Annotated in this window: 16 protein-coding genes, 1 rRNA gene and 1 pseudogene; 7 read left to right on the plus strand and 11 right to left on the minus strand. The window is 72.1% G+C overall.

The genetic code is table 11. The features are described from left to right. Window positions 1–59 (minus strand): 16S ribosomal RNA (locus HJC40_RS44680); the annotation flags it as partial. Between the two features lie 1,260 nt (window positions 60–1,319). Here HJC40_RS44680 and HJC40_RS44685 point away from each other — a divergent pair. Further along, complete coding sequence (locus HJC40_RS44685; protein ID WP_250009949.1) at window positions 1,320–2,948, plus strand: amidohydrolase; 1,629 nt, start codon at window positions 1,320–1,322, stop codon at window positions 2,946–2,948. Here HJC40_RS44685 and HJC40_RS44690 read toward each other — a convergent pair. The 8 genes and pseudogenes from HJC40_RS44690 to pcaH all read right to left on the minus strand — a co-directional run bounded on the left by HJC40_RS44690 (window position 2,908) and on the right by pcaH (window position 8,666). Further along, window positions 2,908–3,666, minus strand: coding sequence for a phosphatase PAP2 family protein (locus tag HJC40_RS44690; protein WP_250009950.1), 759 nt, complete (start codon window positions 3,664–3,666; stop codon window positions 2,908–2,910). The genes HJC40_RS44685 and HJC40_RS44690 overlap by 41 nt on opposite strands. 113 nt (window positions 3,667–3,779) lie before the next feature. Beyond that, window positions 3,780–4,421, minus strand: a complete 642-nt coding sequence (locus HJC40_RS44695; protein WP_250009951.1) for a 3-oxoacid CoA-transferase subunit B — start codon at window positions 4,419–4,421, stop codon at window positions 3,780–3,782. Then, window positions 4,418–5,071 carry a 3-oxoacid CoA-transferase subunit A gene (locus HJC40_RS44700; RefSeq protein WP_284044631.1) on the minus strand — a complete coding sequence of 218 codons (654 nt, stop codon included), beginning with the start codon at window positions 5,069–5,071 and terminating at the stop codon, window positions 4,418–4,420. Before HJC40_RS44700 ends, HJC40_RS44695 begins: the two co-directional genes overlap by 4 nt. An 11-nt stretch (window positions 5,072–5,082) precedes the next feature. Further along, the gene (pcaC, locus tag HJC40_RS46840; RefSeq protein WP_374273687.1) at window positions 5,083–5,487 is read right to left on the minus strand and encodes a 4-carboxymuconolactone decarboxylase; all 405 of its coding nucleotides are present in this window, start codon (window positions 5,485–5,487) and stop codon (window positions 5,083–5,085) included. Window positions 5,488–5,520: 33 nt separating this feature from the next. After that, window positions 5,521–6,225: pseudogene (locus tag HJC40_RS46845) on the minus strand (alpha/beta fold hydrolase); the annotation flags it as partial. Next, window positions 6,225–7,379, minus strand: a complete 1,155-nt coding sequence (locus tag HJC40_RS44710; RefSeq protein WP_250009955.1) for a lyase family protein — start codon at window positions 7,377–7,379, stop codon at window positions 6,225–6,227. The gene HJC40_RS44710 and the pseudogene HJC40_RS46845, both read right to left, overlap by 1 nt. 10 nt (window positions 7,380–7,389) lie before the next feature. Then, the gene (gene pcaG / locus HJC40_RS44715; RefSeq protein WP_250009956.1) at window positions 7,390–7,932 is read right to left on the minus strand and encodes a protocatechuate 3,4-dioxygenase subunit alpha; all 543 of its coding nucleotides are present in this window, start codon (window positions 7,930–7,932) and stop codon (window positions 7,390–7,392) included. Continuing rightward, window positions 7,929–8,666 carry a protocatechuate 3,4-dioxygenase subunit beta gene (gene pcaH, locus HJC40_RS44720; protein ID WP_250009957.1) on the minus strand — a complete coding sequence of 246 codons (738 nt, stop codon included), beginning with the start codon at window positions 8,664–8,666 and terminating at the stop codon, window positions 7,929–7,931. The genes pcaG and pcaH overlap by 4 nt, the downstream gene beginning before the upstream one ends. 68 nt (window positions 8,667–8,734) lie before the next feature. Here pcaH and HJC40_RS44725 point away from each other — a divergent pair, with 68 nt between their 5' ends. The 6 genes from HJC40_RS44725 to HJC40_RS44750 all read left to right on the plus strand — a co-directional run bounded on the left by HJC40_RS44725 (window position 8,735) and on the right by HJC40_RS44750 (window position 14,735). Next, the gene (locus HJC40_RS44725; protein ID WP_250009958.1) at window positions 8,735–9,478 is read left to right on the plus strand and encodes an IclR family transcriptional regulator; all 744 of its coding nucleotides are present in this window, start codon (window positions 8,735–8,737) and stop codon (window positions 9,476–9,478) included. A gap of 65 nt (window positions 9,479–9,543) precedes the next feature. Next, window positions 9,544–10,704: a 4-hydroxybenzoate 3-monooxygenase gene (locus HJC40_RS44730; protein WP_250009959.1), complete on the plus strand. Its 1,161-nt coding sequence runs from the start codon at window positions 9,544–9,546 to the stop codon at window positions 10,702–10,704. Window positions 10,705–10,842: 138 nt separating this feature from the next. Then, on the plus strand, window positions 10,843–11,838 hold the full coding sequence (locus HJC40_RS44735) for a permease (RefSeq protein ID WP_250009960.1): 996 nt from the start codon (window positions 10,843–10,845) through the stop codon (window positions 11,836–11,838). After that, complete coding sequence (locus HJC40_RS44740) at window positions 11,835–12,563, plus strand: TIGR03943 family protein (RefSeq protein WP_250009961.1); 729 nt, start codon at window positions 11,835–11,837, stop codon at window positions 12,561–12,563. The genes HJC40_RS44735 and HJC40_RS44740 overlap by 4 nt, the downstream gene beginning before the upstream one ends. After that, the gene (locus tag HJC40_RS44745; protein WP_250009962.1) at window positions 12,560–13,642 is read left to right on the plus strand and encodes a hypothetical protein; all 1,083 of its coding nucleotides are present in this window, start codon (window positions 12,560–12,562) and stop codon (window positions 13,640–13,642) included. Before HJC40_RS44740 ends, HJC40_RS44745 begins: the two co-directional genes overlap by 4 nt. Window positions 13,643–13,994: 352 nt before the next feature. Continuing rightward, window positions 13,995–14,735 (plus strand): polysaccharide deacetylase family protein, encoded by a 741-nt coding sequence (locus tag HJC40_RS44750; protein ID WP_250009963.1) that lies wholly within the window; start codon window positions 13,995–13,997, stop codon window positions 14,733–14,735. A 128-nt stretch (window positions 14,736–14,863) separates the two neighbouring features. On the opposite strand, the gene HJC40_RS44755 is transcribed toward HJC40_RS44750, so the two are convergent. Next, entirely contained in the window at window positions 14,864–16,159 is a 1,296-nt protein-coding gene (locus HJC40_RS44755; protein WP_250009964.1) for a PHB depolymerase family esterase, read from the minus strand. Between the two features lie 53 nt (window positions 16,160–16,212). Next, the gene (locus tag HJC40_RS44760; protein WP_250009965.1) at window positions 16,213–17,583 is read right to left on the minus strand and encodes an endo-1,4-beta-xylanase; all 1,371 of its coding nucleotides are present in this window, start codon (window positions 17,581–17,583) and stop codon (window positions 16,213–16,215) included. Between the last annotated feature and the right edge of the window lie 311 nt (window positions 17,584–17,894).

Raw genomic sequence — 17,894 nt, forward strand, 5'->3', positions numbered from 1 at the left:
TGCATGTGTTAAGCACGCCGCCAGCGTTCGTCCTGAGCCAGGATCAAACTCTCCAACAAAATCTTTGGAAAAGCGTCCCGGCAACAAAATAATGTTGCCAAAGGAATCTCCCACCTAACCTGCACCATCCCTCCCGAAGGAAAGAAAGTGACAAGCCGGCCGGGGTTCAAACTAATTGGCACTGGCTTATCAAGCACCCTGTTGAGTTCTCAAAGAACAACCACACCCGGCTAACCGCTCCGGGGCACTCGTAAAACTCTACCCGCTGCTTCCCGTTCCGCCAAATCCGGGTCGCAACCCGATTTCGCCGAACCGAAAAGGCTCAGGCACCACAAATCAAACGAACCAGCTCGAGCCCCGCGAACGGCGCAACGATCCACTTCGCTAGATCTTTTGTGGTTTCCCCCAGGACGGCCGCGCCGGGCCCCTTCCGGGTCCCGCTCGCTCGCCCGTCTCCCTGGCGGCTCGGAAAACATTACCCCCTCATCCCCCGCCCGCCAAATCGACCCCCCATGGCGTGGCTCACCCCGTCCCCAGCCCTCAACCCGACCCCGCGTCCGCCGACTCTCCTCCCCTTCCAAGGTCGTCCCGCAGCACCGCGACCGGCCCGCAAGGACGGCTCCCGAAAGACGTGGATGGCGCACATCCCAGTCGCACGCCAGATCATCCAGAGACCCCGCCAACCCGCCCCCTGACGATCACGCGCAAAGGGCAGTCGCCGTGGCGAACCCGGAAGGCCATGAAGGCGACGGCGCCTCACCCGCGCACGGCGGCGAAGCCGAAAAGGGCCGGCGGGACCGTCCGCGCCGGCGCTGAAACATCCCGAAGCCGGGACGCCCCCCGTTTCCGCCAAGCCCAGACGCGCCGCGATCTGGGGAGACACCACGTCCGGAAGGCGCGACAACCCGGCGACGCACCGCGCAGGGAGCCAAACCGCGCAAGGAGGCAGATCAGCGCGGAGGCACCGCAAGCCGGAGAGGTACCGAGGCAGCTCCCCTCAGCAACCAGCTCCAACCTGACCACCCACCAAGCGCACCTGACTGACCGCAACCGGCACGGTCCTGCTCCCGCAACCCTCACCCAGGCCCGCCCGCCCAACCCGACCCGCTGTCCATCAACCACAGCGCGGCAGCCAGACCCGCCCCGCCAGGTGACCGCCCACCCCCACCCGGCCCCCAGCAGCCCCCGACCACCACGAACCCGCAACGTGCCGCCCCGCCCGTCCACCGCAACAAACCCCAACCCACCGACCCCGCGCCCGACCGCGGAACCCCCCGGCGATGATGAGATCCGACCGCCCACCGAAGGAGTCCCCCACCATGACCGACGCCGACCTCCTGTTCACCGGCGGCCACGTCTTCACCGAGAGCCCCGACGCCCACACCACAGCCCTGGCGGTCAAGGACGGCAGGATCCTCGCCCTGGGCGGCGACGACGAGCTCCGCGAGCTGATCACCCCCAGGACAGAAGTGGTGGAGCTGAACGGCCGCCTCCTGCTCCCCGGTTTCCAGGACGCCCACATCCACGCCGTCATGGGCGGCGTCGAGATGGGCCAGTGCGACCTCACCGGCACCGTGGACCGGGACGAGTACCTGCGCCGGATCCGCGAGTACGCCGACCTCCACCCCGAGGCCGAGTGGATCGTCGGCGGCGGCTGGTCGATGGAGAGCTTCGAGAACGGCATCCCCGATCGCCATCTGCTCGACCGGATCGTCGCCGACCGCCCCGTCTGCCTGCTCAACCGCGACCACCACGCCGCCTGGGTCAACTCTCGCGCCCTGGAGCTGGCCGGTATCACCGCCGACACCGTGGACCCGCCCAGCGGCCGGATCGACCGGGACTCGGACGGCAACCCCGTCGGCGCGCTGCAGGAGGGGGCGATGGACCTGATCCCCGTACCTGAGATGACCCAGGAGGCGATGGACGCCGGCCTTCTGCGCGCTCAGGCTCTGCTGCATGCGCTGGGCATCACCGCCTGGCAGGACGCCATGATCGCCGCCTCGAACGGCTACGCCGACGTCTCAGACGCGTACGAGAAGGCAGCTCGCGGGAATGCTCTGACCGCGACCGTCGTCGGCGCCCTCTGGTGGGATCGGGACCGTGGCCTGGAGCAGGTTCCGGAGCTGCTGGCCAACCGGGAGCGGCTCACCGTCGGCAACCTGCGCTGTGACGCCGTCAAGCTGATGCTGGACGGGATCGCCGAGAACTTCACCGCCGCGATGACCGAGCCCTACCGGGACGCCTGTGGTTGTGCCACCTCGAATCGCGGCTTGTCGTTCATCGATCCGGAGGCACTTCCGGGCTACGTCACCGAGCTCGACCGGCTGGGTTTCCAGACGCATTTCCACGCGCTCGGCGACCGGGCCGTCCGGCAGGCGCTCGACGCCGTCGAGGCCGCCCGCCGCGTCAACGGGTTCAGCGACAACCGGCCCCATCTCGCTCACCTGCAGGTCGTGCACGCCGATGACGTGCCGCGTTTCGCGCTTCTGGGGGCGACCGCCAACATGCAGCCGCTGTGGGCGGCCCATGAGCCGCAGATGGACGAGCTGACGATCCCGTTCCTCGACCCGGCGCTCGTGCCCCGGCAGTACCCGTTCGGTGACCTGCACCGGGGCGGGGCCCGGCTGGCCGCGGGCAGCGACTGGCCGGTCAGTTCGCCCGATCCGCTGCAGGGCATCCATGTGGCGGTGAACCGGGTGCTGCCCGGCGAGCGGCGGGAGCGTTTCCTGCCCGAGCAGGCCCTCGATCTGCGGACGGCGCTGACCGCCTACACCGCCGGTTCGGCGTACGTGAATCGCCTGGATGACACCGGCAGCCTGCGTCCCGGGTTCCGTGCCGACCTCGTGGTGCTGGATCAGGATCCGTTCGCGGCGCCGGTGGAGGAGATCGGCGACGCCGCGGTGGCGCTCACTTACGTTGCTGGAGATCGGGTGTACGAGCGGCCGTGACCGGCATCGCCCGCTGCGCCGGGATGACGACCGGGCCGGGCCGCGGCACCAGCGCGCCCACGATGCCGATCATCCCGAGGACGGCGATGGCGTCCAGCCAGTAGTGGTTGCCGGTCACCACCACGACGATCAGCGTGATCGCCGGATGGGCCGTCCACAGCCAGCGCTTCCACCCGGTGGTGGTGGCCATCAGGGCGAGCGCCACCACCACGGCCCAGCCGACGTGCAGGGACGGCATGGCCGCGTACTGGTTGCTCAGGGTGTCGGTGTCCGGGGAGCCGTAGACCGAGGGGCCGAACAGCCGCCCGGTGTCGACGAGGCCGGCCGAGGTGAGCATGCGCGGCGGCGCGAGCGGGAATACGGCGTGGATGACCAGCGCGAACGCCGTCAGGGTGGCCAGGGTGCGACGCATCCAGAGGTACGTCTCGGGCTTGCGCAAGTACATCCAGATCAGCGCCAGGGCGGTGGCCGGGAAGTGCACGTACGCGTAGAAGCAGTTGGCCGCGCGGACCCACCATTCGTGGCTGAGCAGGCTGGTCTGCAATCCCGCCTCGCTCGGCAGGTGCAGGACCCGTTCGAAGTGCCAGACCGCCGAGGCGTTGTTCATCGCTTCGGTGACGTGCCCGTCGACGAGCAGACGCCCCATCTTGTACGCGAGGAACAGCGCGGCCACGAGAGCCAACTCCCGCAGCGCACGACGGACAGCGACGCCGTTCATCCTGCACCTCCAGACGACCAAGGATCGTCCCGAAGTCGCAGGCCACCCAAGCTTTCACAGTGAGAAACTGATCACTGCCGGGAGACCACCATCGGGCGACGCGAACGTAAAGATCAAGGAAACGGCGAAGATACCAGCGGCACGCCAATCCGGCTGATCAGCTCGTCGACCGTGATCCCGAACGTTTCGACGATCCGGACGCCGTCCGAGCCGACAGCGAACGTCGCCACATCGGTGTAAACCCTGCTGACACAGCCCCGCCCGGTCAGCGGGTAGGTGCACTCGGGTACGAGTTTCGGCTGCCCGTCCTTGGCGAACAGCGACATCATCACGAAGACCTGCTTGGCCCCGATGGCCAGATCCATCGCGCCGCCCACGGCTGGGATGGCGTCGGGCGCGCCGGTCGACCAGTTGGCCAGGTCGCCGGTCGCCGACACCTGGAACGCGCCCATGATGCAGATGTCGAGGTGGCCGCCGCGCATCATCGCGAACGAGTCGGCGTGGTGGAAGTACGAGGCGCCGGGCAGCTCGGTGACCGGCTGCTTGCCCGCGTTGGTCAGGTCGGGGTCAATCTCGCCGCCGGTGGCCGGGCGGCCCATCCCGAGCATGCCGTTCTCGGTGTGCAGGGTGACACCGCTGTCCGGCCGCAGGTGGTCGGCGACCATGGTGGGCTGGCCGATGCCCAGGTTGACGTAGCTGCCGTCGGGGATGTCCCGGGCGACGATCTCGGCCATCTCGCGGCGGGACAGGCTCATGCGGGCACCTCCACCGGCACCAGCCGGTCGACGTAGATGGCCGGGGTCACGATCACCTCGGGGTCGAGCTCGCCGGCCTCGACGATCCGCGCCACCTGGGCGATGGTCACGGCGGCCGCGGTCGCCATCACCGGCCCGAAGTTGCGGGCCGTCTTGCGGTAGACCAGGTTGCCCAGGCGGTCGGCGACATGCGCGCGGATCAGCGCCACGTCGCCGCGGATCGGGTATTCCAGGATGTACTCGCGCCCGTCGATGACCCGCGACTCCTTGCCGTCGGCCAGCGGCGTGCCCGCCCCGGTGGGGGTGAAGAACGCGCCGATGCCCGCCCCGGCCGCGCGCAGACGCTCGGCCAGGTTGCCCTGGGGCACTACCTCGAGCTCGATCCGGCCGGCCCGGTAGAGCCGGTCGAACACCCACGAGTCGGCCTGCCGCGGGAACGAGCAGACCACCTTGCGGACGCGTCCGGCCGCGAGCAGGGCGGCCAGGCCGGTGTCCCCGTTGCCGGCGTTGTTGCTGACGATCGTCAGGTCGCCGGCGCCGTGCCCGATGAGCGCGTCGATCAGCTCGACCGGCATGCCGGCCATGCCGAAGCCGCCGACGAGCACGGTGTCGCCGTCCTTGATGACCGAGACCGCCGCGCCGGCCTCCATCGCCGAGGCGCTCACGGCATGTCCGCGAGGACCTGCTGGGCGATGCGGAAGGCGGTGTTCGCGGCCGGAACGCCGCAGTAGATCGCGGTCTGCAACAGCACTTCCTTGATCTCGTCGTCGGTGAGCCCGTTGGTGCGGGCGGCGCGCACGTGCATCGCCAGTTCCTCGGCGTGGCCGAGGGCCACCAGCGCGGTCAGCGTGATCATCGAGCGGCTGCGGCGGTCCAGGCCCGGGCGGGTCCAGATCTCTCCCCACGCGTACGTGGTGATGAGCTCCTGGAAGTCCCGGGTGAACGGTGCCGTCGCCGCGACGGCCCGGTCGACGTGCTCGTCGCCGAGCACCTGCCGCCGGACGGCCAGGCCGGCCTCGCGGACCTGGTCGACCGTGACCGGCCCGCCGAAGTGCTCGTCGAGCAGCGCCGCTACCTCGTCCGGCTTCTCGGCCGGCGCGAGGTGCGCGACGCCCTCAAGGACGACGAGGCGCCCGTTGCGCACGCCGGTCGCTATCCGGGCCAGGTTGTCGGGCGGCGTGGGCTGGTCGTCGGCGCCGGCGACGGCGAGGACCGGCGCGCGGATCTCGCCGAGCCGGTCCCGGACGTCGAAGGCCGCCAGCGCCTCGCAGACCAAGGCGTAGCTCTCGGGGTCGGCCGCGCGCAGGGTGTCGAGCAGCGCGGCGGCGACGGCCGGCGCGCGCTGGGCGAAGCCGGGCGCGAACCACCGCTGCTGCGAGGCGCCGATCACGGCGTGCACCCCGTCGGCGCGGACGGTCTCGGCCCGCTGCCGCCAGCCGGTGCTCTCGCCGATCTTGGCGCCGGTGCAGATCAGCGCGGCCGACTCGACCCGGCCGGGCGCGTCGAGCAGCAGCTGCAGCCCGACGGCGCCGCCCACCGACACCCCGGCGTAGCGGAACGGTTCGCCGGGGCGCAGCTGGTCGGCCAGGGTCAGCACGCCGCGGGCCAGCCCGGCGATGCCGAAGCCACCGGGCGCGGGCTCGCTCGCGCCGTGGCCGGGCAGGTCCCAGCCGACGACGTGGTGGGGCCCGTCGAGCCGTTCGGCGCAGCGCTGCCACAGGGCCCGGACCGAGGTGCCGAGCGATGGGCCGAGCAGGAGCAGCGGGCGGCCGGGGGCGTCGACGATCGTGGTCGCGGTCAGCATCACTTCTCCCCGGCCCGCTCGAGCGCGGCGTCGATGATCTCGTCGGTGGCGCCCCGGTACGGTCCCCCGGGCGCCGTGTACTTCCGCTGTTCGGCGTCGATGCCCGGGCGGGCGGCGGCGAGCGTGGCGGCCATCCGGCCCTCGTCGACGCGCAGGCCGGCGAGCAGCTCGGCGGTCTGCGACCCGGCGGCCACCGTGCGGCGGGCCAGGGTGCGCAGGGTGGCCCATTCGACGTGCCAGGCGCCGTCGGCCCGCTCGTCGACCATGGTCGCGGCCGCGGTGTGCAGGGTCGCGGCGAGTGGCGGCCCGGCCAGCGCGGCCCGCCGCACCAGGACGGCCAGGGCCGGGTTCCGTTTGCCGGGCATCGCCGACGAGCCGCCGCTCCGGGCGAGGGAGAGCTCGCCGATCTCGGGACGGGCCAGCGTCAGCACGTCGGCGGCGATCCGCCCCCAGGCGTCGGTGCAGGTGACCAGCGCGTCGCCGAAGCGGGTGAGCGGCGCCCGGCCGGTGTGCCACGGTGCGCGCAGAGGGAGCGCGAGCTCGGCGGCCAGCCGCTTCACCGGGTCGGTCGAGCCGAAGGCGGCGACGACGGCGGCCAGGTTGCCGGCCGCGCCGCCGAGCTGGGCGGGCAGGTCGGCCGCGGCGTCGAGGACGTCCCGGGCGTCGAGCACACCCTGGAGCCAGCCGGCCGCCTTGAGTCCGAAGGTGATCGGTGTGGCGTGCTGGGTCAGCGTGCGGCCGGCCATCTCGGTGTGCCGGTGACGGCCGGCCAGGCCGGCCAGCGCGCCGATCTGCTCGCCGAGGTCCTCGCGCAGCCGGGCCGCGGCGTCGCGCAGGCACAGCACGAGCGCCGTGTCGAGCACGTCCTGGCTGGTCAGGCCGCGATGCAGGTGCTGGGCCCGGGGGTCGTCGCCCAGCCGGTCGCGCAGCAGGGCGAGCAGCGGGATGACGGGGTTGCCGCCGTCCTCGGCCGCGACGGCGAGGGCGGGCAGGTCGTCCGGACCGGCCAGCCCGGACAGATCCTCGGCGCCGGGGCGGGTGGCAGCGATCGCGGTGAGCCAGGCCGATTCGACCCGCAGGAGGGCGGCGAGGACGCTCGCGTCGGTGCAGAGGTCGCCGCTGCGGGCGTCGCCGGGCCAGAGCAGGTCGCTCATCGGCGCCGGCTCATCGGGCCTGCCGGGGATAGCTGAGGAACACCGTCTCACCCTCGCCCTGCAGGTGGATGTCGAAGAGCAGCCCGCGCGGCTCACGGGTGGCGATCAGCGTAGCGCGGCGGTCGGGCTCGAGCCCGTCGAGCAGCCCGTCCGGTTCGTCGCCGGGCAGGTAGATCCGGGTGAACAGCCGATCGGTGAGCCCGCGGGCGAAGACGGTGACGGCGAAGAACGGGCGGCGGCCGGACTCGACCGGGCCGGGTGTCAGCGTGGCGAACCAGTAGTGCCCGTCGCCGTCGGTCTGGGCCCGTCCCCAGCCGGTGAAGGTGAAGCCGTCGCGCCGGATCGAGCCGGTCTCGCGGGGCACCCGGCCGGACGGGTCGGCCTGCCACAGCTCGATCAGCGCGTCCGGGACGCCGGCCCCCTCGCCGTCCACGACGCGCCCGTGCAGGCGTACGGCGTCGGGGTGGCTCGCCGGGACCAGCAGGTTGCCGGCCTCGAACGGCAGCCCGAGATGGAAGAACGGCCCGACGGTCTGCCCAGGCGCGAAGGTCATCGGAGCGGCTCCTCGGTGTCCAGGGGCGTGCGGTGGGTGCCGCTGAGCACGATGTCCCAGCGGTAGCCGAGCCGGTGCTCCGGCGTGGTCAGGCCGTGGTCGTAGGAGGCGACCAGCATCTCGCGGGCCTTGGCGTCGGTGATCGACTGGTAGATCGGGTCGAGCTCGAACAACGGGTCGCCCGGGAAGTACATCTGGGTGACCAGGCGCTGGGTGAAGTCGGTGCCGAACAGCGAGAAGTGGATGTGCGCGGGCCGCCAGGCGTTGTCGTGGTTGCGCCACGGATAGGCCCCGGGCTTGATCGTCTGGAACGTGTAGACGCCGTCGCCGTCGGTGAGGCAACGCCCGGCGCCGATGAAGTTGGGGTCGAGCGGCGCCGGATGCTGGTCGCGCTGGTGCCAGTAGCGGCCCGAGGCATTCGCCTGCCAGATCTCGACGAGCTGGTGGCGCACGGGCCGGCCGTCGCCGTCGAGCACCCGGCCGCTGACCACGATCCGCTCGCCGAGCGGCTCGCCCGAGCGCTGGACGGTCAGGTCGGCCTCGGCGTCGTCGATGTCGGCCGCCCCGAAGCACGGCGCCCACAGCTCGACGCCCTCCGGGTCGACCATCCGCAGGTCCCGGGTCGGATGGCGCAGCACGCTGCTGCGGTAGGGCGGGTAGTCCCGGCGCGGCTGGGGACCGCCGCTGCCCCGCAGGTCGTCGATCTCGCGATTGATGTCCGCCTGGGTCGTCACGGTGGCGACGCTAGACCAGGGGCAGCGGCGAGACGATACTTGCCTTCCGTTCAGCGGAAGGAGTGGTCGTGGCGCCGAGCGTGACGTCGCGGGCCCTGGCCGTGCTGGGAGCGTTCGACCCGGAGCATCGGAGCCTGACGCTGAGCGAGCTCGCCCGGCGGGCCGGCTTGCCGCTGGCCACCGCGCACCGGCTGGTCGCGGAGCTGCGCCGGTGGGGCGCGCTGTCCCGGCTGGCCTCGGGCGAGTACGTGATCGGGCGCCGGCTGTGGGACCTCGGGCTGCTGGCGCCGGTGCAGTCCGGGCTGCGGCAGGCGGCGTCGCCGTTCCTGCACGACCTCTACGGCGCGACGCTGGCCACGGTGCACCTGGCCGTCCGTGACGGGTGCGAGGCGCTCTACATCGACCGGCTGGCCGGGCACGTCTCGGTCCCGGTGGTGAGTGAGATCGGCTCCCGGCTGCCGCTGCACGCCACCGGGGTGGGCAAGGTCCTTCTGGCGTACGCCCCGGAGGACGTCCGCATCGAGGCCTTCACCCGGCTGGTCCGCGTCACCGCGTACACGGTCACCCAACCGGCCCGGCTGGCCGAGCAGCTCCGGCGGGTCCGGGCCGAGGGGTACGCGACCACGGGCGAGGAGATGAGCCTGGGCGCCTGCTCGGTGGCCGTGCCGGTGCGGGCCGGCGCCGACGACGTGGTGGCGGCGCTCGGCATGGTCGTGCCCGATCTGCGCCGGGACCGGGCCCGCCTGGTGGCCGCTCTGCAGGTGGCCGCCCGGGGCATCAGCCGGACGCTGGCCTCGGCCGACTTCCACTGAGCGCCGTCTTTCACTGAACGGAAGGGGGCCTTGCCGCCGGGGCCGGGCTGCCGTTGGGTGACACCATGCGCACCCAGGTCGCCGTCATCGGCGCCGGCCCCGCCGGACTGCTCCTCGCCCATCTGCTGCGCCGCGGCGGGGTCGACGCGGTGGTGATCGAGACCCGGTCGCAGGAGTACGTGGCCGCCCGCATCCGGGCCGGGATCCTGGAGAGCTCGAGCGTCGAGCTGCTCGAGTCGGCCGGGCTGGGTGCCCGGCTGCGGGCCGAGGGCCACGAGCACCGCGGCATCCACCTGCAGATGCCCGGCGAGCGGCACCACCTCGACTTCGTCGACCTGGCCGGGCGCGGCGTCTGGCTCTACGGCCAGACCGAGGTGCAGAAGGACCTGGTCGCGGCCGGTACGGCGGAGGTCTGCTACGAGGTCACCGACGTCGCGCTGCACGGGCTGGAAACCGACCGGCCGGCTGTGACCTATGTCGACGCGGACGGCGTGGCGCGACGTCTGGACGCCGACGTGATCGCCGGCTGCGACGGGTCGTTCGGGCCGTCCCGCGCGGCGGCCGTGCCCCGGCAGGCCTTCGAGCGCGTGTACCCGTACTCGTGGCTCGGGATCCTGGCCGATGTCGCGCCCTCGACCGACGAGCTGATCTACGCGTGGCACCCGGACGGCTTCGCGCTGCACTCCATGCGCTCCGACACGGTCAGCCGGCTCTATCTGCAGGTGCCGAACGGCACCGACCCGGCGGACTGGTCGGACGACCGGATCTGGGACGAGCTGGCGACCCGGCTCGGGGACGGCGAGGACGGCTGGAAGTTGACGCCGGGGCCGATCACCGACAAGAGCGTCCTGCCGATGCGCAGCCACGTGCGGACCCCCATGCGGCACGGCCGGCTCTTCCTGGCCGGCGACGCCGCCCACATCGTGCCGCCGACCGGGGCCAAGGGCCTGAACCTGGCGATCGCCGACGTGGCGCTGCTGAGCCGGGCGCTGGTCGAGCTCCTCCGCTCGGGCGACCCGAGGCTCGCCGACAGCTACTCGGACGACGCCCTGCGGCGGGTCTGGCGCTGCACGCACTTCTCCTGGTGGATGACGACGATGCTGCACGCGAGTGGGGACCCGTTCGACGCGCAACTGCAGCTCTCGCAGCTGCGCTGGGTCACCACGAGCACGGCCGGCGCCACCGGCCTGGCGGAGAACTACGCCGGTCTCCCGCTGGAACTCTGACCGGTACCTCCTCCCCGCCCACCTGCACAAGTGAACATATTCGCAGGTCAGCACCCGTGATGAATCGCCCGCTCGGGGACCGGGGCGAGGGCCCCGGACAGGTATGTTGGTCGGCGGCCGACCGCATAGGAGTGACACGTGCCCCCGTCCAGCCTCGACACCCCGACTCCGCAGCGGGCGCCCGAACGGCCGATCGGATCCCTCGAAGTGCTGGCCGTCGTGCTCGTGCTGCTGGTCGTCTTCCGGGGTCCGCTGTCCGATCTGGTCTCCGGGCCGGCGCTGCAGACGTGGACCACTGTGTTCGTGTCGGTGCTGGTGCAGGCGGCGCCGTTCCTGGCCTTCGGCGTGGCCCTGTCGGCCGTGATCGCGGTGTTCGTACCCCGCTCGTTCTGGTCCAGGGCGCTGCCCAGCCATCCGGCGCTGGCCGTGCCGGCCGCCGGGCTCGCCGGGGTGGTGCTGCCCGGCTGCGAGTGCGGCAGCGTGCCGATCGCCGGGTCCCTCATGCGGCGCGGCGTCACGCCCGCCGCGGCGCTGGCCTTCCTGCTGGCCGCGCCCGGGATCAACCCGATCGTGCTGACCGCCACGGTCGTGGCCTTCCCCGGCCGGCCCGAGATGGCGGTCGCCCGGGGACTGGCCGGCCTGGTGGTGGCCGTGCTGATGGGCTGGCTGTGGCTGCGTCTGGGCCGCACCGAGTGGATCCGGCTGCCGCACCGGCCCGAGCTCGACGACCTGCGGAAGTGGCCGGCCTTCTGGGCCGCCTGCCGGCACGACGTGCTGCACGCCGGCGGGTTCCTGGTGATCGGCGCGGCCGCCGCGGCGACGATCAACGTGGTCGTCCCCGAGGCCTGGCTGACCAGCCTGGCCGGCAACGCGGTGCTGTCCGTGCTCGCGCTGGCCGTGCTGGCGGTACTGCTGTCGCTCTGCAGCGAGGCCGACGCGTTCGTGGCCGCCTCGCTCAGCCAGTTCTCGCTCACCTCGCGGCTGGTGTTCCTGGTCGTCGGGCCGATGGTCGACCTCAAGCTCATCTCCATGCAGACCGGCGTGTTCGGCCGCCGGTTCGCGTCCCGGTTCGCGCCGGCCACGTTCGTGGTCGCGGTGCTGGTCGGCACGGCGTTCGGGACGGTGCTGCTGTGAGCCGGTTGACCCAGGGCGTCGTGCTGCTGCTGTTCGGCGGGGCCATCCTGCGGGCGTCGGTCACCGACCTCTACCTGCGGTACGTCAAGGAGGGGCTGCGGCCGTTCCTGATCGCCACGGGTGTGCTGCTGGTGGCGGCGGCCGTCATGACGATCTGGTACTCCTTCCGGGACTCCGCCCCGGAGCCGGACGACCACGGGCACGACGACCATGGGCACGGGGACCACGGGCCGCGGGTCGGCTGGCTGATGCTCCTGCCCGTGCTGGGACTGCTGCTCGTGGCGCCGCCGGCGCTCGGGTCGTACGCGGCCAACCAGGCCGGCAGCGTCGTCGCCGAGCCGGTCGGCGGGTCCGACTACCCGCCGCTGCCCGCGGGTGATCCGATCGAGCTCAGCCTGATCGACTACGCGTCCCGGACGCTCTTCGACGAGGGCCGGAGCCTGCAGGGCCGCGAGCTCACCCTCACCGGCTTCATCACGACCGCGCCCGACGGAGCCCCGATGCTGGCCCGCATCGTGCTCTCCTGCTGCGCCGCCGACGGACGGCCGATCAAGATCGGGCTGGACGGGCAGGCCCCGATCGACGTCCCCGCCGACACCTGGGTCGAGGTCACCGGCGGGCACAGCGCCCGCACCGCCAAGGACCCGGTCAACAACGTCGACGTGGCGTACTTCGAGGTGCGGTCGTGGCGTGAGGTGCCCGAGCCGAAGCAGCCCTACGGATGACGGCGCTCTCCCGCCGGTGGGCGGCCACCGCGGTCGCCCTGGCCGCCGGCGCCGCCCTGATCTTCGGCAGCCACCGCGACGAGCCGGCCCCCGCGCCGCCCACGCGCGCCGACGCCCGCACCGCATGGCCGGACGCCCGGCGGAGCGACCTGCCGGCCGCCCTGCCCGACGGGCCACAGTTCACGCCGGCGATCTTCTTGGACGCGACGACGGCGGTCGGCACCGCGCCGACGCCCGCGGGCTCCGAGTCGCGGCTGCTGCTGCGCTCGGGCGCCCAGGTGCGCGAGCTGCGCCGGCTACACGTCGACCGGAACCCGCAGTTCGAGGCGTTCACGGCGAGCGGCGACCAGATCTTCTGGGCCGAGTCGGCCGAGGGCTCCCCGTCCGTACGGCTCTGGACAGCCGCCCGCAGCGGCGGCGCCGCCCGCCTGCTCACCGCCGACACCGGGCGCGCGGTGTTCTTCGGCAACCAGTACGACCTGGTGGTCGCCGACGGCCGGCTGCACTGGGCGGCCGCCCCGGGCGACGTCGCCAAGACCACGGAGATCCGCTCGGTCCCGGTCGGCGGTGGCCCGGTCACGGTCCGCACCGAGCAGGGCCAGTGGTCGCTCTCGGCCTGGCCGTGGCTGGTCGACGACGGCAGCACCTCGGGCGAGCCGCGCCTGCGCAACCTGGCCACCGCCAAGGACACGCCGATCGCCGACAGCGGCCTCGACGTGCTCACCTGCGGGCCGGTGTGGTGCCGGGCCATGGTGATGGGCGAGGAGACGCTGAACCGCATCGACCTCGTCCGCCCGGACGGCTCGGGACGCCGCAAGATCGGGGGCGGCGCCGCCCAGTCCGCGATCACCGACGTCGCCGTGCTCGACCGCTTCGAGATCCTCGCCCAGCCCGGCCCCGACACCGACCTCACCGGCGCGGCGGCTCTGATCGCCTATGACATCGCCACCGGCCGGACGGTCGACCTCGCCCCGGACGCCGACGGCGCCTTCTCGCGCGGCGGCATGCTGTGGTGGTCGACCGCCACCGCCGACGAGGAGATCACCTGGCACACGCTGGACCTGCGCACCGTTCCCTGAGGCCGGGCCGCGGGTGGCCGGCCGAGCTCCGGCGACACCTCCTGAAGATCATGACAAGTCCCACATCGCGCGACCATCCGGCCGTCCCGGGACGTCTGCTTGCCGAGGACTCACCGACAGTGGGGAAGCAAGCATGCGGATCAGCAGGGCCTTGGTCGTCGGAATGGTGGCGGCGTTCGTCGCCGGGTGCGGCAGTGTCACGCCTACCGCGCCGGCTCCGAGCGCGAGTGCCGTCTCCCCCGCTGTGACGGGTCCGGGCGCGAGCGCCGTGTCCCCCAATGGGACGGGTCCGAGCGGGGGCGTCGTCTCCCCTGCTGTGACGGGTCCGAGCGGGGGCGTCGTCCCCCCTGCTGTGACGGGTCCGAGCGGGGGCGTCGTCTCTCCGCCCGCGTCGGCCGGCGGCGCGGCCAAGCCGGAGGCGCACGCGATCGCCCTGGCGGCCCTGCCGGCGAATCTGCGCGGACGGGTGCCGGAGTTCGCGCCGGCGCCACCCGCGACCAAGGTCGAGCTGCCCACCGACGGGACGGCCGGGTGGTTCTCCCGCATCCCGACGACCCAGCGGGTCGCCTTCATCACGATCGACGACGGCTGGGTCAGGCACCCGCTCGCGCTCAAGCTGCTGCAGGCGGCCGACGTGCCGGTCACCCTGTTCCTCGAGACCGACGCGATCCGGTCGGACCCGCGGTTCTTCGGCCGCCTGGAATCGGCCGGCGCGACCATCGAGAACCACACGATCAGCCACCCCGACCTCAAAGGCCGGTCGTACGCCGCCCAGAAACACGAGATCTGCGGCGGCGCCGACCAGCTGGCCGGGTTCTACGGCCGCCGCCCGACGCTGTTCCGGCCACCGTTCGGCACGCACGACGCCACCACGCTGCGGGCGGCCCACGACTGCGGGATGAAGGCGGCCTTCTCCTGGAAGGCGACCACCAACAAGGGCAAGGTGCGCTTCCAGGACGGGCCGGGGGTCAAGCCGGGCGACATCATCCTGATGCACTTCCGCGACCGCTTTCCCGACGACTTCCTCGGGGTGCTCCAGGCCATCCACAAAGCCGGCCTGATACCGGCCCGCCTCGAGGACTACATCCCGTAAGGCCTGCATCCCACAGGCGACAGCGCACGGGCGACGGCTCGCGGGCGCCGCGGCGGGAGACGGACCGTCGCGGCGCCCGGGCCTGAAGAAAGCGCGGCCGGCCCAGCCCGTTCGGCCGGCCGCGCGGCTCAGGCGGCGGTACAGGCCGCGCCGTTGAGGGTGAAACCGCTCGGCGCCGCGCTGTTTCCGGTGTGGTTGGCCTGGAAGCCGATCGAGACGGAGGAGCCCGGCGCGATCGTGCCGTTGTAGCCGGCGTTGCGGGCGGTCACCTGACCCGACACGGGCGAGAAGGCCGCGTTCCAGCCCGAGGTGATCGACTGCCCGGCGGCCAGGGCGAAGCCGAGGCTCCAGCCGTTCACCGCCGCGGCGCCGGTGTTGGCGATCGTCACCTGAGCCGTCAGCCCGGTGTTCCACGAGCTGACCGTCGTCGACACGCGGCACGCTCCCCCGGTGGGCGGGGTCGTCGGCGGCGTGGTCGGTGGAGTCGTCGGGGGTGTGGTCGGGGTCGTCGTGTCCAGGCCGAAGAACGCGATCGCCAGCCGCGCCATGCCGGCCAGCGGCAACGAGTGGCCGACGCCCGCGACGCTGATGCCCTCGACCGGCGCCGTCACCGCGGACGACCCGTATCGCGTCCGGGTCCACCCGCTCCGCGGCGTGTCGGTGAACACCGGCGCCGGGCTGACCCCGAGCACGTTCGTCCACTGCTCGATCTGCTCGGCGAAGTTCGGATACTGCAACGTGCTGTCCGTGGTGCCGTGCATGACCTGCATGCGCGGGCGCCGGCCGGTGTAGCCGGGATAGGCCGCGCGCACCAGGTCACCCCACGCCTGGGGAGTCCGGTTGACCTGGCCGTTGGCGCAGGCGCTGTTCCACGACGAGCCGTCCGTGGTGGCGAAGCAGCCGAACTGCACCCCCGAGATCGCGGAACCGGCCGCGAACACGTCGGGATAGTCGCCGAGCAGCACATTGGTCATCATCGCGCCCGACGACGCGCCGGTCACGAACGTACGGTCCGGGTCGGTGCCGTACCGCTGCTGCGCGTACCGGACCATCGACACGATGCCCGCCGGGTCGCTGTTGCCGTCATGCCGCAACGCACCCGGAGACGACACGTCGAAACACTGCCCGGACCGGGTCGCCGACGGGTAGACCACGATGAAGCCGTACTGGTCGGCGAGCGAGGCGAACTCCGTACCGGAGAAGAAAGCCGGGCCGGAACCGGTGCAGTAATGCACGGCGACGAGCAACGCCGGCCGGGCCGCCACCCGGTCGGGCACGTAGAGATGCATGCGCAGGTTGGTCGGGTTGGCGCCGAAACCGGTGACCTCTTGAAGGGCGGCGGCCTGGGCCGGTGAGGCGGGCGCGACGACGGCGAGGACAGCGGTCGCCGCGGCGGCGGCCAGGACACCCCAGAGCTTCTTCATGATTCTCCCCCAACGGTCGCGGGCGCCGGTGGCAGCGCCCGCGACCAGCTCGATCAGCGAGCCGTGCAGGTGGCGGTGGCCGGGCCGGTGCCCGTGCCCTGGAAACCGAACTCGGTGCCGGCGCCGGCGTTGAGCCCGCCGTTGTAGGCGACGTTCGAGAAGCTGACCGCGCCGCTCGACCCGCTCGCCTGGGCGTTCCAGGAGTTCGTGACGGCCGACCCGGAGGCCAGCGTGAGGCCGGTGGTCCAGCCACTCAGCCGGGTGGCGCCCGCGGTGACCTTCACGGTGGCGACGAAGCCGCCGGTCCACTGGTTGAGCGAGACGGTGGCGGTGCAGCCCGAGCCCGTGGGCGGCGGCGGGGAGGACGACCCCGGCGGCGGCGTGCTGGGCGGGGTGGAACCGCCGTTCAAGGCATCCAGAGCAGCCGTGTACGCCGCCTTCTTGTTGCCGCTGCTGTCGAAGAGCAGCGGGGTGCCGCTGGCCCGCCACGAATCCGAGTCACGGATGCCCCAGACGGTGATGCCGTTGCAGCGGGTCACGGCGAGACAGGCGCGCACGGCCGCCGCGTACGCATTGGCCTGAGCCGTGCCGGACCCCTCGATGTCGAGCTCGGTGATCTGCACATCGACGCCCAGATCGGCGAACCGCTGCAGGTTGGCCTGGTAGTCCGAGGGAAGCGGCGACGCCGAGTTGAAGTGCGACTGGAAGCCGACGCAGTCGATCGGGACACCGCGCGCCTTGAAGTCCTGCACCATCGCGTAGACGCCGTTGCTCTTCGCGTTCTGGCCGTCGGTGTTGTAGTCGTTGTAGCAGAGCTTGGCGGCCGGGTCGGCGGCGCGGGCGGCCCGGAAGGCGGCCTCGATCCAGTCGTTGCCGGTGCGCTGCAGGTTGGAGTCGCGGCGGGCGCCGGAGCCACCGTCGGCGAAGGCCTCGTTCACCACGTCCCAGGAGTCGATCTGGCCCTTGTAGTGGGTGGCGACCTGGGTGACATGGTTGAGCATCGCGTTGCGCAGGGCGGTGCCGCTCAGGTTCTGGGCCCAGCCGGGCTGCTGCGAATGCCAGGCGAGCGCGTGACCTCGTACCTTGGCGCCGTTGGCCCTGGCCCGGGCCACGATCTGATCGGCCGAGGCGAAGGAGAACGAGCCCTGGGTGGGCTCGGTGGCGTCCCACTTCATCTCGTTCTCGGGGGTGATGGAGTTGAATTCTCGGTCGAGGATGGCGGAATAGGTGTTGTCGCTGAGCTTGTAGGCGGCAACGGCGGTGCCGAAGTAGCGGCCGGAGGCGGCGGCGGAGGCTCCCAGGGTGGTGGCGGCCTCAGCGGTGGAAGCGACGGTGACCGCGCCGGCGGTGGCCAGGAGGCCGGCGGCTAGTCCGGTGGCAGCGGCTAGGACGCGCCGGCGGGCTGGGGGACGGTGTGGGTCCATGGTGGTGCCTTCCGAGCTGACGGAGCGTCGGTGGGAGCGCTCCCGGGGATGCGACAGGAAGTGACCCGGATCGATCGAAACATTAACGGCGTGTTCCGGTATTCACAACGGCCAATGTTCTTTCCAATTTTCTCGAGTTGTTCGGTTGGGCTGGCTGAGCTCTGGTCATGGGGGTGAATGGTTGTCGGAAGTTTCGGGATATCGGGGCTCGTCGGGGTTGGTGGGTTGGGGTTTCTTGCGGTTGACGGTCGGGGCCGAGGGTGACCAAGCTCGGACGGTAAGGCATCTATGTCTGAGCTTGGTCACCCTCG

The sequence above is a fragment of the Actinoplanes sp. M2I2 genome (assembly GCF_023544445.1).
Classification (GTDB): domain Bacteria; phylum Actinomycetota; class Actinomycetes; order Mycobacteriales; family Micromonosporaceae; genus Actinoplanes.

Excerpts from the sequence above, each read along its gene's own strand:
- pcaG (WP_250009956.1), bottom strand. The coding sequence starts at position 7,932 with ATGACCTTCGCGCCTGGGCAGACCGTCGGGCCGTTCTTCCATCTCGGG.
- HJC40_RS44695 (WP_250009951.1), bottom strand. The coding sequence starts at position 4,421 with ATGAGCCTGTCCCGCCGCGAGATGGCCGAGATCGTCGCCCGGGACATC.
- HJC40_RS44710 (WP_250009955.1), bottom strand. The coding sequence starts at position 7,379 with ATGAGCGACCTGCTCTGGCCCGGCGACGCCCGCAGCGGCGACCTCTGC.
- HJC40_RS44685 (WP_250009949.1), top strand. The coding sequence starts at position 1,320 with ATGACCGACGCCGACCTCCTGTTCACCGGCGGCCACGTCTTCACCGAG.
- HJC40_RS44760 (WP_250009965.1), bottom strand. The coding sequence starts at position 17,583 with ATGGACCCACACCGTCCCCCAGCCCGCCGGCGCGTCCTAGCCGCTGCC.
- HJC40_RS44700 (WP_284044631.1), bottom strand. The coding sequence starts at position 5,071 with ATGGAGGCCGGCGCGGCGGTCTCGGTCATCAAGGACGGCGACACCGTG.
- HJC40_RS44745 (WP_250009962.1), top strand. The coding sequence starts at position 12,560 with ATGACGGCGCTCTCCCGCCGGTGGGCGGCCACCGCGGTCGCCCTGGCC.
- HJC40_RS44730 (WP_250009959.1), top strand. The coding sequence starts at position 9,544 with ATGCGCACCCAGGTCGCCGTCATCGGCGCCGGCCCCGCCGGACTGCTC.
- HJC40_RS44755 (WP_250009964.1), bottom strand. The coding sequence starts at position 16,159 with ATGAAGAAGCTCTGGGGTGTCCTGGCCGCCGCCGCGGCGACCGCTGTC.
- HJC40_RS44690 (WP_250009950.1), bottom strand. The coding sequence starts at position 3,666 with ATGAACGGCGTCGCTGTCCGTCGTGCGCTGCGGGAGTTGGCTCTCGTG.